The sequence below is a fragment of the Ensifer sp. SSB1 genome, from assembly GCF_016652895.1.
Taxonomy (GTDB): Bacteria; Pseudomonadota; Alphaproteobacteria; order Rhizobiales; family Rhizobiaceae; genus Ensifer.
Genome location: NZ_JAEPRP010000044.1, coordinates 1 through 15,796 on the forward strand (window position 1 = coordinate 1; position 15,796 = coordinate 15,796).

Annotated in this window: 15 protein-coding genes; 5 read left to right on the forward strand and 10 right to left on the reverse strand. The window is 63.7% G+C overall.

Annotation, left to right across the window (positions count from 1 at the left end; translation table 11 throughout):
* From I8N66_RS13350 to I8N66_RS13360, 3 genes are all read right to left on the reverse strand, one after another.
* A partial coding sequence (locus tag I8N66_RS13350; RefSeq protein ID WP_291154359.1) for a circularly permuted type 2 ATP-grasp protein occupies nucleotides 1-662 on the reverse strand: 662 nt, incomplete at its 3' end.
* On the reverse strand, nucleotides 663-3,989 hold the full coding sequence (locus tag I8N66_RS13355; protein WP_113541169.1) for a transglutaminase family protein: 3,327 nt from the start codon (nucleotides 3,987-3,989) through the stop codon (nucleotides 663-665).
* 162 nt (nucleotides 3,990-4,151) lie between these two features.
* The gene (locus I8N66_RS13360; RefSeq protein WP_113541170.1) at nucleotides 4,152-5,186 is read right to left on the reverse strand and encodes an aldo/keto reductase; all 1,035 of its coding nucleotides are present in this window, start codon (nucleotides 5,184-5,186) and stop codon (nucleotides 4,152-4,154) included.
* Between the two features lie 135 nt (nucleotides 5,187-5,321).
* On the opposite strand from I8N66_RS13360, the gene I8N66_RS13365 reads away from it, so the two are divergent.
* Entirely contained in the window at nucleotides 5,322-6,233 is a 912-nt protein-coding gene (locus I8N66_RS13365; RefSeq protein ID WP_291154363.1) for a LysR family transcriptional regulator, read from the forward strand.
* Here I8N66_RS13365 and I8N66_RS13370 read toward each other — a convergent pair.
* The 4 genes from I8N66_RS13370 to I8N66_RS13385 form a co-directional block, all read right to left on the reverse strand.
* Nucleotides 6,205-8,022: a GGDEF domain-containing protein gene (locus I8N66_RS13370; protein ID WP_162768966.1), complete on the reverse strand. Its 1,818-nt coding sequence runs from the start codon at nucleotides 8,020-8,022 to the stop codon at nucleotides 6,205-6,207. The genes I8N66_RS13365 and I8N66_RS13370 overlap by 29 nt on opposite strands.
* 298 nt (nucleotides 8,023-8,320) lie before the next feature.
* Nucleotides 8,321-9,088, reverse strand: a complete 768-nt coding sequence (locus tag I8N66_RS13375; RefSeq protein ID WP_291154366.1) for a VOC family protein — start codon at nucleotides 9,086-9,088, stop codon at nucleotides 8,321-8,323.
* Nucleotides 9,089-9,209: 121 nt separating this feature from the next.
* Nucleotides 9,210-9,686 (reverse strand): DUF1579 domain-containing protein, encoded by a 477-nt coding sequence (locus tag I8N66_RS13380; RefSeq protein ID WP_291154368.1) that lies wholly within the window; start codon nucleotides 9,684-9,686, stop codon nucleotides 9,210-9,212.
* A gap of 102 nt (nucleotides 9,687-9,788) precedes the next feature.
* Nucleotides 9,789-10,517, reverse strand: coding sequence for a thioredoxin family protein (locus I8N66_RS13385; RefSeq protein WP_113541174.1), 729 nt, complete (start codon nucleotides 10,515-10,517; stop codon nucleotides 9,789-9,791).
* 61 nt (nucleotides 10,518-10,578) lie between these two features.
* Here I8N66_RS13385 and I8N66_RS13390 point away from each other — a divergent pair, with 61 nt between their 5' ends.
* Nucleotides 10,579-11,025 carry a MarR family transcriptional regulator gene (locus tag I8N66_RS13390; RefSeq protein ID WP_113541175.1) on the forward strand — a complete coding sequence of 149 codons (447 nt, stop codon included), beginning with the start codon at nucleotides 10,579-10,581 and terminating at the stop codon, nucleotides 11,023-11,025.
* Nucleotides 11,026-11,036: 11 nt separating this feature from the next.
* Here the strand turns inward: I8N66_RS13390 and I8N66_RS13395 are convergent, their stop codons facing one another.
* On the reverse strand, nucleotides 11,037-11,510 hold the full coding sequence (locus I8N66_RS13395) for a MarR family winged helix-turn-helix transcriptional regulator (RefSeq protein ID WP_113541204.1): 474 nt from the start codon (nucleotides 11,508-11,510) through the stop codon (nucleotides 11,037-11,039).
* Nucleotides 11,511-11,592: 82 nt separating this feature from the next.
* Here I8N66_RS13395 and I8N66_RS13400 point away from each other — a divergent pair, with 82 nt between their 5' ends.
* The gene (locus tag I8N66_RS13400) at nucleotides 11,593-12,000 is read left to right on the forward strand and encodes a GFA family protein (RefSeq protein ID WP_291154372.1); all 408 of its coding nucleotides are present in this window, start codon (nucleotides 11,593-11,595) and stop codon (nucleotides 11,998-12,000) included.
* A gap of 142 nt (nucleotides 12,001-12,142) precedes the next feature.
* A complete protein-coding gene (locus I8N66_RS13405; protein WP_113541176.1) occupies nucleotides 12,143-12,547 on the forward strand; it encodes a GFA family protein in 405 nt (134 codons plus the stop codon).
* A 21-nt stretch (nucleotides 12,548-12,568) separates the two neighbouring features.
* On the opposite strand, the gene I8N66_RS13410 is transcribed toward I8N66_RS13405, so the two are convergent.
* On the reverse strand, nucleotides 12,569-12,997 hold the full coding sequence (locus I8N66_RS13410; protein WP_291154374.1) for a lipocalin-like domain-containing protein: 429 nt from the start codon (nucleotides 12,995-12,997) through the stop codon (nucleotides 12,569-12,571).
* A gap of 158 nt (nucleotides 12,998-13,155) precedes the next feature.
* Nucleotides 13,156-14,994, reverse strand: coding sequence for a dihydroxy-acid dehydratase (gene ilvD, locus I8N66_RS13415; protein WP_291154376.1), 1,839 nt, complete (start codon nucleotides 14,992-14,994; stop codon nucleotides 13,156-13,158).
* A 301-nt stretch (nucleotides 14,995-15,295) separates the two neighbouring features.
* Between ilvD and I8N66_RS13420 the strand changes: the two genes are divergently transcribed.
* Nucleotides 15,296-15,787, forward strand: coding sequence for a hypothetical protein (locus tag I8N66_RS13420; protein WP_291154378.1), 492 nt, complete (start codon nucleotides 15,296-15,298; stop codon nucleotides 15,785-15,787).
* Nucleotides 15,788-15,796 lie beyond the last annotated feature (9 nt).

Genomic DNA, 15,796 nt, shown 5'->3' on the forward strand with positions numbered 1-15,796 from the left:
CCGAAGAAACCCGCCAATCGATGGACATGGGTTTCCGCATAAAGATTGGAGAAGGCCCGTGTGGTCGCGACCCGGTTCTCCAGGGCGAAGCCGGCGCCGGAGGGCGCTTCGGTGCGGTCCGAAAGGACCCACCAGTTGCCGTCGGGACCGCGGCCGATCTCGAAGGAAACGAAATGCAGAAAGTGACCATCGGCCGGCTTCACGCCGACGAGCGGCCGCAGGAACTCGGGATTGGAGGCGACCAGCGCCGGCGGCAGCAGGCCTTCGCGCACCAGCCGGTTCTCGCCGTAGATATCGGCGACCACCTTCTCCAGAAGCTCGGCGCGCTGGACGAGCCCTTGCGAAACCGCCGCCCATTCCTTCTCGTCGATGAGGACCGGGATATGCGATAGCGGCCAGCTTCGGTCAGAGGCCTCCTTGGCCCCGTAGACACGATAGTACACACCGGCGTCGCGCAGATAGCGGTCGGCACGGGCAAAACGATTGGCGAGTTCCGTTTCGTCGAGCCGTCCCAGGGTCGCGAGCAGACGCTGCCAGACAGGGCGGACATTGCCCTCCCGGTCGAGCATCTCGTCGGCGATGTCAGGAAGGGCGCGGTAACCGAAGACCGGATCGTCCTCGGTGCCCGGATGGTTCGCGGCAGCTGTCTGCTTCTTCGCCATTTACGCTCCTGGCGGACGCCTGAGATCAAGCGTCATCGGGAATTCCATCGACGGGCTTTCCGGGCGAAGCGGGTAACCTCCGGGCGTGTGGCCCCAGGGCTCGAACCGCGACAGTCGCCGCGCTTCGGCCTCGTTGCCGTTGACCGGAAACGTGTCGTAGCTGCGCCCACCCGGATGGGCGACATGGTAGACACATCCGCCAATCGCCCGATTCGACCATGTATCATAGATATCGAATGTAAGGGGAGTGTTGACCGATAGCACCGGATGCAACCCCGAGGCCGGCTGCCAGGCCTTGTAGCGGACGCCGGCAACGGCCGAGCCGTTGGAGCCGGTGCGCGTCAACGGTACCGGCCGACCGTTGCAGGCGAGCGTGTAGCGCTCGGGGTTGGCCGTATCGAGCTTCACCTGGAGGCGCTCGACCGAGCTGTCGACATAGCGCACGGTGCCGCCGATCGCACCCTGCTCGCCCATCACATGCCAGGGTTCGAGCGCCTGGCGGATTTCGAGCTTGGCGTCGTGGTACTCGACCTCGCCGCAGAAGGGGAAGCGGAACTCGAGTTGGGCTTCGAACCATTCGGGCTTCAAGTCGAAGCCATGGGCCCTGAGGTCGGCGAGCACTTCGAGAAAATCCTGCCAGACGTGGTGCGGCAGCATGAAGCGGTCGTGCAGCGTCGTGCCCCAGCGTACAAAGCGGCCATCAACAGGGTGTTTCCAGAAGCGGGCGATGAGCGCCCGCACCAGCAATTGCTGTGCGAGCGACATGCGGGCGTTGGGTGGCATCTCGAAGCCACGGAACTCGACGAGGCCGAGACGGCCTGTGGGACCATCCGGTGAGAACAGCTTGTCGATGCAGATCTCGGCCCGGTGGGTGTTGCCGGTGACGTCGACGAGCAGGTTGCGGAACAACCGGTCGATCAGCCAGGGCAAGGGGGGCGGCGTCGCCGATCCCGGCATCGGCACCTGGGCGAGCGCGATTTCGAGCTCGTAAAGCTGGTCGTGTCGGGCCTCGTCGATGCGCGGCGCCTGCGATGTCGGACCGATGAAGAGACCCGAGAACAGATAGGAAAGCGACGGGTGCCGCTGCCAGTGCAGCACCATGCTTTTCAGAAGATCCGGGCGGCGCAGGAACGGGCTGTCGTTGGGATTGGCACCGCCGACGACCACATGGTTGCCGCCGCCGGTGCCGGTGTGACGTCCATCGATCATGAACTTGTCGGCGCCAAGCCGGCTCTGCCGCGCCTCCTCGTAAACCGCGGTGGTGATGTCGACGCAATCCTGCCAGCTGGCAGCCGGATGGATGTTGACCTCGATCACGCCGGGGTCCGGCGCGACGCGGATGACATTGATGCGCTCATCCTGCGGCGGCGCGTAGCCCTCGATGTGCACGGGCAGTCCAATCGCGGCTGCGGCGCGTTCCGCGGATGCGATCAGATCGAGATACTCCTCGATGCTGGCCATTGGCGGCATGAAGACGCAGAGCCTGCCGTCGCGCGGCTCGACGCTGATGGCGGTGCGCACCAGCCCTGCTATTTCGTCGCGTGGCTGCGCCTGCGGGGTCTCCGGTACTTCGGCGGCCTGAAAGCGGGAATGCTGCGGGCGGGCGCTGCTTTCGGCGAAGTCAGGCAGATCGTCCCGGGGAACGGTCGGATCGACCGGATGGATATAGGGATAGGCGGAGGGCGCGACATAGGGCAGGGCGCCGAGCGGCAGGCGGTAGCCGACGGGGCTGTCGCCGGGAACGAGGAAGATGCGACCGCGGCGCGTCTGCCATTTCTCGCTCATCCACCGCACACCGGTGGCACGCGCATTCCAGGCTTGCACAGGCAGCACGTAGCCGGTCGGCGTCGTCAGGCCGCGCTCGAAGACGCGAGCCATGCGGCTGCGCTCTTCGGGGTCCTTCAGCTTGGAATTGGAGGGATCGACGTTCTCAGGGAGGTTTGCCTCCTTCAGCAGCCAGTCGGCGGGGTCTTCGAAGGCCGGTTGGACCATCTCGGTCGGCACGCTCAATTCGCCTGCCATCAGATGCAACAGACGTTCGGCGTGCTTCTCGGTGACGTCATGGTGGCCGGTCTCCTCGGCGATGAGATCGGGGCGGCGCCAGATCGGCACACCGTCCTTGCGCCAGTAGAGCGAGAACGTCCAGCGCGGCAGGCTTTCGCCGGGGTACCATTTGCCCTGGCCATAGTGCAGGAAGCCACCGGGCGCGAAGCGCTCGCGCAGACGGCGGATCAAAGTGTCCGCCTTCTCGCGCTTGGTCGGGCCGACCGCTTCAGTGTTCCACTCCTCGGACTCGAAGTCGTCGATCGAGACGAAGGTCGGCTCGCCGCCCATCGTCAGGCGGATGTCATTTTCCTGGAGAACCCGGTCGACCTCTTCGCCGAGTGCATTCAGCGCCTCCCAGCTCTCGTCGGAGAACGGCTTGCTGATGCGCGGATGTTCGGCGACACGCGTCACCTTCATGTCGAAGGCGAAATCGGTGCGGGTATCGGGGTCGCCGAAGAAGCCGCCTGAGATCGGTGCGGCGTTGCGAAAATGCGGTGTGGCGGCCAGCGGAATATGGCTTTCGCCGGTCAACAGGCCCGAGGTCGGATCGAGCCCGACCCAGCCGGCACCCGGCAAGTAAACCTCGGCCCAGGCGTGCAGGTCGGTAAAGTCGTGGTCGGTGCCCGACGGGCCGTCGAGCGCCTTGAGGTCGGGCGTGAGCTGAATGAGATAGCCGGAAACGAAACGGGCGGCGAAACCGAGATTGCGCAGGATCTGTACCAGCAGCCAGCTCGAATCGCGACAGGAACCCCGGGCCGACGTCAGTGTGTTCTCCGGCGTCTGTACACCCGGCTCCATGCGGATCACATAGCCGATCTCGTTTTGCAGGCGCGCGTTGAGGCCAACGACCATGTCGATGGTGCGTTGCCGCGAGCGGTCGACGGTCGCTATGAAGGCGCTCAGTGCCGGGCCGACCGGTTCCGGCGTCATGTAGATCTTGAGGTCGTCTCCGAGGTCTTCGGGGTAGGGGAAGGGCCAGTGTTCGGCTTCCTCTTCAACGAAGAAGTCGAAGGGATTGTAGACTGTCATGTCGGCGACGAGGTCGACCTCGATCTTCAGTTCGCTGACCGGATCGGGAAAGACGAAGCGGGCAAGGTAGTTGCCGTAGGGGTCCTGCTGCAGATTGACGAAGTGGTTGGCGGGCGAAACCTTCAGCGAGTGGCTGATGACCTTGGTCTTGGAATGGGCCGCCGGCTTCAGCCGGATGATCTGTGGCGACAGTCTTACGGGACGGTCATAGGTATAGTGGGTCAGGTGATAGATACTGGCCTTGATCGACATGCCTGATTTGATCCCCTTCGTGGCGGGTCTGGCGCCCCCCATCGCCACGAAGTTTGTGCAATGCAAATCGAGAATGCAAGCGCGAAAGCGTGCCGGGAAAATCAAGGCGGCGCAACGCTTTCGCACGCCGGTGTGGGGCGTGCGAAAGCGGTTGCCTGACAGTTAGACGAGCGGCGGATTGATGCGAGCGAACCCTTCCTGGCGATAATAGGGGAAGTAGGGATAGGCGGGGGTCGTCTTGCTCGCTTCGTCGAGGCGGGCGATCTGTTCCGGCGACAGCGACCAGCCGACCGCGCCGAGGTTCTGGCGGAGCTGCTCTTCGTTGCGGGCGCCGATGATGACGCTCGAGACCGTCGGGCGCTGCAAGAGCCAGTTGATGGCGATCTGCGGGATCGTCTTGCCGGTTTCCTCGGTCAGTTGATCGAGCACGTCGACGACGTCGTAAAGCTTCTCGTCGTCGACCGGCGGGCCGAAGGCGGCTGTGTCGTGCAGGCGGCTGCCTTCGGGCCACGGCTGGCCGCGGCGGATCTTGCCGGTGAGACGCCCCCAGCCGAGCGGACTCCAGACGAGTGCGCCGACGCCCTGGTCGGCACCAAGCGGCATCAGCTCCCACTCGTAGTCGCGACCAACAAGCGAATAGTAGACCTGGTGGGCGACATGGCGCACGAGGCCGTGTTTCTCCGAAACCGCCAGCGATTTCATCAACTGCCAGCCGGCGAAGTTGGAGGCCCCGACGTAGCGCAGCTTGCCGGCGGTGACGAGATCGTCGAGCGTCGAGAGCGTTTCCTCGACCGGTGTGCCGGCGTCGAAGGCGTGTAGTTGCAGGAGGTCGATATAGTCGGTGCCGAGCCGCTTCAAGGCATCGTCGACGCCCTTGACGAGACGTGTACGAGACGTGCCGGCGTCATTCGGTCCGTCGCCCATCGGCAACGCCATCTTGGTCGAGAGGAGCGCGGCGTCGCGCCGTCCCTTGATCGCCGCACCGAGCACGCTCTCGGAAGCACCGTCGGAATAGACGTCGGCCGTGTCGAAGAGGTTGACGCCGGCTTCCAGCGAAATGTCGATCATGCGTCGTGCTTCGGCCGCGTCGCTATTGCCCCAGGCGCTGAACAGCGGTCCCTTGCCGCCGAAGGTTCCAGCACCGAAGCTCAAGGCCGGCACTTTCAGTCCCGATGATCCAAGCCGTCTATATTCCATGTCGTAGAGCTCCTCGTTGGCTTTGCCTGTTCAGCGACACTTGTTGTCAGTGCGTCGCTTCAAGGAGGAAGGTGGTGTTGGGAGCATTTGAGATGTAGACCGCATCAAGGAACATCATTTGTGAGTTGAAGTCACATGTCGCGTTTGACGATCAATCGTTCGGGGGAGATGGCGGTTTTTGCCAAGGTGGTGGAGCTTGGCGGCTTTTCGGCTGCGGCGAAGGTCTGCTGCATGACGCCCTCGGCCGTCAGCAAGCTCGTCCAGCGGTTGGAAGAGAGATTGGGCGTCCGGCTCGTCAACCGGTCGACGCGGCGACTGCAACTGACGGCGGAAGGCTGCGCCTTCTACGAACGGGTCGTGCGCATCCTCACCGATATCGACGAGGCGGAACGCTCGGCGGGTGTCGGCGAAACGCCGGAGGGCCGCGTGCGGCTCAATGTCAGCGCTTCCTACGCGACGCATGCGCTGATGCCGGTGCTGCCGGAATTCCTGGCGGAATTTCCCTCGGTCTCCCTCGACATCCTGCAGACGGACGCCGTCGTCGATCTGATGGCGGAGCGGGTCGATATTGCCGTGCGCGCCGGTCCGCTCAAGACATCGAGCCTGATCGCACGCAAACTCGGCACCACGTCGATGACGATCGTCGGGGCTCCAGCCTATCTCGATCGCTTCGGAGTGCCCCAGACCATCGAGGATATCGAGGCGCACAACCGGCTGAGCCATAGCTACGCGCGGGCGATCGATGGTTGGCCGTTGCTTTCGAATGCGGAACAGATCGCCCTGCCGCCGACCGAACGGGTGCGGGTCAGCGATGGCGAGGGCCTGCGCCAACTTGCCCTTGCCGGCGTCGGCCTCGTCCGGCTTCCGACCTTCACAGTCAGGGAGGATATCCGCGCCGGCCGGCTGCTGCCGCTGGTCGAGCATCTCAATCCCGGTGACGCCGAAACATTCCACGCCGTGTTTCTCGGCCAAGGCGGAGCCTTGCCGTCGCGCGTGCGGGTCCTGCTCGATTTTCTGGCTAGGCGCGCGCGGATTTCGTCTTCGTGAAGTGGGAAAGGCTGGCCTCGGCCGGCTGGCCGCAGACGCGGTTGCGACCTTCGGACTTGGCACGATAGAGCTCCGTGTCGGCGCTCTCGATCAGGTGCCTCCAGCCGCCATTCGCCGTGCGGCCCTCCGCCACACCGAAGCTGGCGGTGACGTTCAGTTCCTGCCCGTCGGCAACGACGATCGGCTCGCGCGCAAGATTGGCCCGTATCCGCTCCGCCAGCGCAAGGGCCGACTCGATGCTGTCGCCGGGGGTGATGATCGCGAACTCCTCGCCGCCGAAACGGGCGACCAGATCAGTGTTGCGCACGGAGTTGCGGATGATGCGGGCCGTTTCCTTGAGCACGATGTCGCCGACGAGGTGGCCGTGGGTGTCGTTGATCTGCTTGAAGTGGTCGATGTCCATCAGGATCAGACAGGCATCCTGGTTGCTGTCGGCCGTGTCTTGCGCTCCGCCGATGAGTTCGAGGGCGCGGCGGTTGAGCAGGCCGGTCAGTTCATCGGTTTCCGCCTGGCGTTCGAGGTGCTGCATCAGCAGCATGCGTTCGTCGAGGCGCTTGCGCAGCACGTCGATCGCATCGAACAGGCGCCCCATCTCGCCTTCGCCGCCCTTGCCCTGAAGGCGGGCGATCGGCCGGTCATTGGCGAGCTCGATGATGCTGTGGCGGGCGATCAGCAACGGCTCGAAGACGAGCGAACGGGCGCGGCGCATCAGGACCAGCAGCACCAGGAACAGGGCAAAGGTCGCGAGGCTGGCAACGGCCAGCTTGACCGAGGCCCGTGTCTTGTTTGCCGCAAGCCGCTCGACGGTTGCATCCATGAAGGCGCGGCGCAGATCCTCGAGTGGCTTCATCTTCGGGACGAAGCGGTCGGTCAGCTGCTCGGCAGTCATCGGGTAGGCGCCCGATTTCTTGCCGATGGCAACGATGCCGTCGATGATCGCAAATCCTTCGCCGAAGAAATCGTGGTCGATCCTGGCGAGATCCGCGATGTTGGCCGGTTTCAGGCCGGGAAGGGCGCCGGGCTTGCCGACGATGGACCAGATTTCCTGCAGCCTGCCGCGGGTGCGCTCGCTGTCGGCGATGTTCTTCGCCGCAAGCGGCTGGCCGACGGCAACCGGAGCCATGACCTGCGAGCCGAGGCGGCCGCCATCCTCGCGCAGATTGCTGAGCATCTGTGCGGCAAGCGCGATGCCGGCGAGGTTCGGGTCGGTGTTGGTCAAGCGTTGAATGTTCCAGTCGATGGCCGGGCGAAGTGCGTCGATGACGCCGAACATCGCCTCGATCGTCGCCTGGATTTCCGTCAGGTCCCGTTGTTCGGGCGGAAGCGCGGCAATGCGGTCGATTTCGGCGCGTGCCAGCATCAGGCGGCGGCGAACCTCGACGAGTATGGGCGAGAGGGCGCCGGCAGGCTCAGAACGGCTGGCATTGTTGATGTCTTGGGTCAGCGTGGTGAGTGCTTCGTCGCTGCGGGCGCGAAACTCAGCCAGCCGGGCCTGGACCGGCGAGCCGGGCGCCACGCCGATTCCGAGCACGCCATTGGACGGGCCACGTTCGGCCGAGAGGTAATTTGCGGCGTCGAGCACCCGGCAGAAGGCCATGACCTCGGTCAGGTTGCGGCGGGCGATGACGAAGTCGCTATAGGATGCGGCAATGATTTCGGTGGCGAGCACGCCGGTACAGGCAACGACGATGGCGAGGAGCCATTGGAGCTTGCGACGCAGCGCCTTCGCCGTGCGCGCTTCTGCAACGCCCGTTTTCGGGGGCGTATAGCTGCCGCCATTGTTCTTCATGTACGCGAAGTTGCTCCACTCATGTCGCCGCTCATCGCTTTGGCTGTCGCGACAATTCTTGTCGGGTGACAAGAAACCCATTCGAAATCAGTGTGCTCGTTGCCCCTGTTATCGTATAAGGTGTTAAATAAGCTTGAAATACCCTGAAATACTAGGGGCCGCGCCGCAACCGAGGGATGCGCGTGGTGCAGAGCAGAGGCGCGTGCTCCGTCAACGCATTGCGCCACGCGGATCGAAAAAAAGGCCCGCCTCCGGATGGGAGACAGGCCTCGTTTCATGCGAGCGTCGTTGGCGCGCTTCAGCGTTTCGGTGCGACCAGAGCAAAGAGGGCGCCTTGCGGGTCGAGCGCCTGAACGATCCAGGCGCCGCCAGGCACTTCCATCGGCTCGAGCACGACCTTGCCGCCGCCGGCCTTGATGCGCTCGATCGACGCGTCGAGTGCGGGCACGTTGATGTAGTAGAGCCAGTAAGGTGCGGGCACTTCCTTCGGCTTGGTCATCATGCCGCCGATCGGAGCGCCCCCATGGGCAAAGATCTGGTAGATGCCCATGTCACCCATGTCCATGCCGTGGTCCTTTGTCCAGCCGAAGAGCTCGGCGTAGAACGGGAAGGCGGTATCGAGGTCGCCGGACGCAAGCTCATGCCAACCGACGAGACCGGGTGCCATCGGATCGGTGATCGGCGGCGGATCGCCCGTTCCCTTGAAGATCGAAAACACGGCGCCGTGCGGGTCGGTCACGACGGCAAAACGCCCAATGCCGGGGATATCGTCCGGCGCCCGGTGAACCTTGCCGCCCTTGGCAGCGATCTTGGCGGCGGTCGCGTCGACATCATCGACGCCGATATATCCGAGCCAGGCGGGCGGCACCTTCATTTCGAGCGCGCCTTCCGGCATTGTCATCAGTCCGGCAACCGGGATCTCGCCCACGTTGAACAGCGTATAGCTGATGCCGGGCATACCGGAATCGCGGGCATCCCAGCCGACCACGTCCTTGTAGAACGTCTCGGCCGCGGCCATGTCCGTCGTCATCAGTTCATACCAAACGAATTTGCCGTGATCTGCCATCGCCTTCCTCCAGTTTGCTTGGGCGGCGCCTGTCGCGCCGCTTGGTTGTATGTTCGAATGAGCCCCTTTCGGATCGAGCAGGCGGACTGCGGCCGATAATCGAACGCAGATCGTCGCCCGTTCAATCCCGGCGCAGGTATTCCGCCGTCATCATGTCTTTCCAGCTTCCGTCCGGTGCCTGCATCTGCGCCTTCAGCAGGCGCCGGGATTGATCGATGAGCGTGATGACGTCCCGGTAGCGTGCAGTCTTGCCCGGGTTTTCGAAATCCGGTCCGTCGCAGTAGAGCGACAGGGACGTGCCTTCCGCATTCAACTCGCCGTCATAGACCCACATGTGGGTCAGCATGGAACCGACCCAGGTGCCGATGTAGCGTTTCGTTTCGGGATCGTAGCCGAGCGTCATCAGCGTTTCGCCGAAGCTGCCGCCCGGCATCGTTCCCTTGCCTTCAGAGACGATCCAGAGACCCTGAAGCGAGCGAACGTGCTCAGTCCAGGGGCCGCTGCCGTCGGGCTCGCCGCCGGCTCCATCCGTGCGAACCTGCCAGTCGCCCAGCAGTTGCTCGAGCCAGCGGTGCGCTTCCTCCGGTTCTGCTCTCACGGCATTTCCTTCTTGGTCCGGGCGCAGGTCATCGACCCGGCCAGCGAGCGTTCTGAAAACGATCTCGCAGGCGAAAGGTTCCGCCTGCGACGACGCGGCCGGTCAGCCTACCTTGCGTCCGAGTTCCCGGTCGTATTCGTCGTGGCGACGGACGAAGCTCATCGTCCGATCTTCGTTACGGCCCTTCGGCGCGCGGTCGAGCAGCATCAGCGTGCCGACCAGTTCCTCGAGACCGCGGGCATAGGACGAATAGGTGTGAAAGATCGTGCCGTCCTCGTCCTTCTGGAAGGCACTCAGTCCCGGCAGTTCCTCATGCGCGTTGGCGCTTTCGGTCTCGGTGAAATTGTAGGCAACCTTGCCGCTTGCCAGTTCGTCCGGAGAAAAGGCGACGTGGAAATCACGATTGAAACCGTTGCCCTCGGCCGAGACCCACGGGAAGTGCCAGTCCATGCGCTTCCTGTAGGCTTCGATCTTCGCAAGCGGTGCGTTCGATGCGGCAATCAGCGTCACGTCGTGGTGGTTGAGGTGCGGCAGCATGCCGGCGAAATGATCGACCAAGAACGAGCAGCCAGGGCAACCGGCCTCCCAGGTGGGGCCGAACATGAAATGGTAGACGATGAGCTGGCTGCGGTCGTCGAAAAGCTCAGACAGTGACTTGCGCCCGCTTGCGGTGTCGAAGACGTAGGTCTTGTCCATCTTCACCCAGGGCAGGGCCAGCCGGGCGGCGTTGACCCTGTCGCGTGCGTGCGTGTGTTCCTTTTCCAGCGCCAGCAGGTCTTTGCGCGCTTTCAACCACTCCTGAGGCGATACGACTGCCTGGTCCTGTCTCATGCCCGTTCCTCCTTCCAACGTTGCACTTGACTATTTACGTTGATATCAACATTAATCAGGCATGTCAAAGATGCCTTCGATCCCGTTCGAGACCACCTTGCATGTGAGGGATACCTGCCTCTGCCTGCATGTGCAGCGCGCCGCGCGCGCCATTGCCCGGCGGTTCGACGAGGCGCTACGCCCCTTCGACATCACCAACGGGCAGTTCTCGCTGCTGATGTCGCTCAACCGTCCGGAGCCGCCGAACATGGGTTCGGTGGCGTCGCTGCTCGCGATGGATCGGACGACGCTGACGGCAGCGCTCAAACCGCTGGAGCGGCGTGGCTTGATCGAGAGCTTTCCCGATCCGGAGGACCGGCGGTCGCGGCGGCTGCGGCTGACACAGGAAGGTGAAGCGCTGCTGTTGCGCGCGCTACCGATCTGGAAGGCGTTGCATGCGGCGCTCGATCCGGTACTTGGCGACGGTGGGCCGGACCGCCTGCGCGCGGACCTCCTGACGCTGGCCTGAGCCGTCTCGGCTCAGGAGGCCGGGTCTTCAGGCGAAGAACGTTCCTTGAACACCTCAATGATCTCCGCGATCAGGGCCGAGGCCTGCCGCAGGCGCCTTTCACCCAACTCGGCACCAAGCCTGTCGGCCCAGGCGGCCTGCCGCTCCTTGATCTCGTCAAGCGCCGTTTCCCCCGTCGCCGTGAGCACCATGAGCTTTGCTCTTTGGTGGGTCGGATTGTCCCTGTAGTCGATCAGGCCTTCCGCCTCCAAAAGGTCGGCGATGCGCTGCACGCCCTGGCGCGCGAGGCCAAGCGCGCGGGCCGCATCGGCGACCGACATGGGGGCGTGGTTTGCCGCGGCCAGCACCTGCCAGCGGGCGCTGGTCTGCCCGGAGGGTTTGGCGAGCGCGTCGCCGGCGTGTGTCAGTGGACCGGCAAGCCGCAGCACCGATATGGCGAACTCCGCAAAGGCGTCTCCGGCGGGCGTCCGATCAGGGTCTTTCATGTTGACAGCACCTTCGTTGTGTGGATGTTTATATGACACTATGTTGTCATAATGTGATCATTTCAGCAAGGGAGAAGAGAGCATGGCGAGAAGGACTTACAGGGGCGGTTGCCATTGTGGCAAGGTGCGATACCAGGCGACGTTCGATCTCGATGCCGGAACGACGCGATGCAATTGCTCGTTCTGTACGAAGACCCGCTATTGGGGCGCGCAGGTCCAGCCGGAGGATTTTCGCCTCCTGTCACCGGAAGATGCGGTTGGGCTCTATCAGTTCGGCGCCAAGGTCGGAAGCCACCGTTTCTGCCCCGTCTGCGGCGTCGCCTCCTATAGCCATGGTTATGTTGAGGAGCTCGGCGGCGCCTATTGCAGCATCAATGTCGCCACGCTGGACGACGTCGAACCGTCCGTCCTTGCAGAGGTGTCGGTGCAATATCTGGATGGCCGGAACGACCGATGGGATGAAACGCCGGCCGAGGTTCGTCATCTCTGACTTGCGTGTTGGAAACTTGCTTGTTATTGACAATATGTTGTCAACATGGCACATGGTCTGCATGAACTTCACCTGGCACAGTGTTGCCAGCCGGGTGGGCGGCAATAGGGCCTGTCTGGCCCGCCAAGCAGGAGCGACGGCTATGAAACTGACCTACAAAGGAAGCTGCCATTGCGGAAACATCCGCTACGAGGCCGATATCGACCTCGACGCGGGTACCGGCAAGTGCAACTGCTCGATCTGCTGGAAGCGGCGCTACTGGGGCGTGGTCGTCAAGCCTGATGATTTTCGCCTGCAGTGCGATGAGGCCAACATCGCCGACTATCAATTCGCCAGCAAAAGCGCGCATCACCGCTTCTGCAAGACCTGCGGCATTGCCGCTTTCGGTCATGGCTACATCGAGGAAATCGGCGGCGCCTACTACTCCGTCAACCTTGCCTGCCTCGACGATCTCGATCCAGCGGTGCTCGCCGAGGCGCCGGTGCAATACATGGACGGACGCAACAACAACTGGTTCCATGCGCCCGCCGAGACGCGTCACCTCTGACGCCTGGAGACGGCTGGGCGTTCACATCCTGCGAAATTCGAGGTGGTAGGTGACTTCTTCGCCGGTCCTCGGGTCGATGGCCGGTGCGCCGTAGATCACCAGCTTGTCACCCTCCACGACGAAGGGTCGGATCAGATCTGACATGCCCCAGGCCGGGTTCCAGCTCGCATCCAGGTGGTGGATGATCCGGCCGTCTTCGAGCCTGTAGCTTCCGGCATAGGCAAGCATCGTATCGAAGAGCGCTGCCTTCTCGTCGTCCGTCGGCACGGCGCCCTTCAGTTTCGGGCGATCGCGCTTCACCACGACGGCGGTGACCCGGCCATCCCCGTCATAGGAGAGATAGCCGATCGGATCGGCGCCCATCGCATCGCTGGTTTCGCCTGTCGCGACAACCTCGCGTTTCCAGGAGAGCATCTTCCACGTGCCGAGCAGTTCGGATGTGTTTGCCATGACCCGCCTCTTAATCTTAGGGCGGTCTAAAATACCAGATGCACCTCATCCGGCAAAGAAGGCAGCGGTGCTGAACGCGGCCATACGACCGCAAAATCCGGCCAAGAAAAAAGCTCCCGGATCCCGGGAGCCTTTCTTCGTCGTTATCTGCAGGCGGCTCAGTGCTCGCCGAGGTCGCGCACTGCGCCGCGGTCGGCGGAGGTGGCGAAAGCCGCATAGGCCTTGAGCGCGGTCGTCACCTTGCGCTTGCGCTGCTCGGCCGGCTTCCAGCCCTTGGCGTCCTGTTCGGCGCGGCGGTTTGCAAGTTCTGCTTCGTCGACACGCAGGCTGATCGTGCGCTTCGGGATGTCGATGTCGATCATGTCGCCTTCGCGCACCAGGCCGATCGTGCCGCCATTGGCCGCTTCCGGCGAGACGTGGCCGATCGATAGACCCGAGGTGCCGCCGGAGAAGCGGCCGTCGGTGATCAGCGCGCAGGCCTTGCCGAGGCCCTTCGACTTCAGGTAGCTCGTCGGATAGAGCATTTCCTGCATGCCAGGGCCGCCCTTCGGGCCTTCATAGCGGATCACGACGACGTCGCCGGCCTTGATCTCGTTGGCAAGGATCGCCTTGACCGATGCGTCCTGGCTTTCAAAGACGCGGGCCGGACCGGAGAACTTCAGGATGCTTTCGTCGACGCCCGCCGTCTTTACGATGCAGCCGTCGATCGCGATGTTACCCTTGAGGACGGCGAGGCCGCCGTCCTTGGAGAAGGGGTGTTGGACCGAACGGATGACGCCCTTTTCACGGTCGGTATCGAGCTCGTCCCAGCGGGCTTCCTGGCTGAAGGCGACCTGGGTCGGGATGCCGCCCGGCGCCGCGCGGAAGAAGTTGCGAACCGTTTCGCTCGAGGTGCGGGTGATGTCCCAGCGGTCGATCGCGTCGCCGATCGTCGCGCTGTGCACGGTCGGGCAATCGCGGTTGATGAGGCCGCCCTTCTCGAGTTCGCCGAGGATCGACATGATGCCGCCGGCGCGGTGTACGTCTTCCATGTGCACGTCGCTTTTCGCCGGAGCGACCTTCGACAGGCAGGGAACCTTGCGCGACAGGCGGTCGATGTCGGCCATGGTGAAATCGACCTCGCCCTCATGGGCGGCGGCCAGAATGTGCAGAACGGTGTTGGTCGAGCCGCCCATGGCGATGTCGAGGGCCATGGCGTTTTCGAAGGCCTTCTTGGAGGCGACGTTGCGCGGCAGGATGTTCTCGTCCTCCTGCTCGTAGTAGCGGCGGGCGAGATCGACGACCAGGTGGCCCGCTTCGACGAACAGGCGCTTGCGGTCGGCGTGGGTGGCGAGCGTCGAGCCGTTGCCGGGCAGCGACAGGCCAAGCGCCTCGGTCAGACAGTTCATCGAGTTGGCGGTGAACATGCCGGAGCAGGAGCCGCAGGTCGGGCAGGCGGAGCGCTCGATGACCTTGACGTCCTCGTCCGACACGTTGTCGTCGGCGGCGGCGACCATGGCGTCGACCAGGTCGAGCGCATGCGTCTTGCCGTGCAGCACGACCTTGCCGGCTTCCATCGGGCCGCCGGAAACGAAGACGGCGGGGATGTTGAGGCGGAGCGCCGCCATCAGCATGCCGGGCGTGATCTTGTCACAGTTGGAGATGCAGACCATGGCGTCGGCGCAGTGCGCATTGACCATGTACTCGACGGAGTCCGCGATGATCTCGCGCGACGGCAGCGAATAGAGCATGCCGTCGTGACCCATCGCGATGCCGTCGTCGACGGCGATGGTGTTGAATTCCTTGGCGACGCCGCCGGCTGCCTCGATCTCGCGGGCAACGAGCTGGCCGAGATCCTTGAGGTGCACGTGGCCCGGTACGAACTGGGTGAACGAGTTCACCACCGCAATAATCGGCTTGCCAAAATCGCTGTCCTTCATGCCCGTCGCGCGCCAGAGGCCGCGGGCACCGGCCATGTTGCGGCCGTGGGTGGTGGTACGTGAGCGATAGGCAGGCATGGCATGTTCCTTCACGGACAGGGGGTATTGCACGGATATGGCGATCCGGATCGCCACCGAAGGGGCTACCTAGCGCAAAATTGCGTGCGCGTCATCTTTTGCGTCAGATTATTTCGACGCCGTGCGCGCGGATTTCGGCCCGGTCCACCAACCTTCAAACGCAAATCTAGCCGGGCTCTGACGGCTTGGACAGCCGCAATCGGCGCGCTTTACGGAAATCTTATGCCGGCTGCTTGAAGTCGGAATCGAATCCCGACGCCTGACGGGGCTAGCCTCTCTCCATCGAACACGGATGAGTGCCATGTCTCTTCATGATTTCCGCTTCCGCCGTCATCTCCCAATCCTACCGCCGCAGGCTCCGCGAGAGCAACCCGATGCCACCGAGCCGCATCCGGATGAACTGGAAGCGCTGCTGCTGCGGCTGACCGCCGTTCGCCGCCTGCGCGAGCATCACGTCTGGGAGGCGGTTCGGGTCATCCGGGAGCTTCCGGAGCTTGCCGCCGGCGCGTGGCCATCGCCTCGGTTCCGCGAACTGATGGCGGCCGATGCCCTGGTCGACGCGGTCATTCACCTGACTTCGACCACCGAGGCAAAACTCTGCCTGCGCAGCCTCAGTCATGAACTGGGGATCTGGACCTGTGTGCTGCGCTATCAGCCGCCAGGTTCCGGCCGGGTCACCTACAAGGCACACCATGTCGATCCGGCGGCGGCCATTCTCGGCGCCTTGTTACGCTCCTGCCGCGGCCACCAGCTTGCCATCGCAGCTACCGATCGCGGCCAGTTTCCCACCTGAAGGATATTT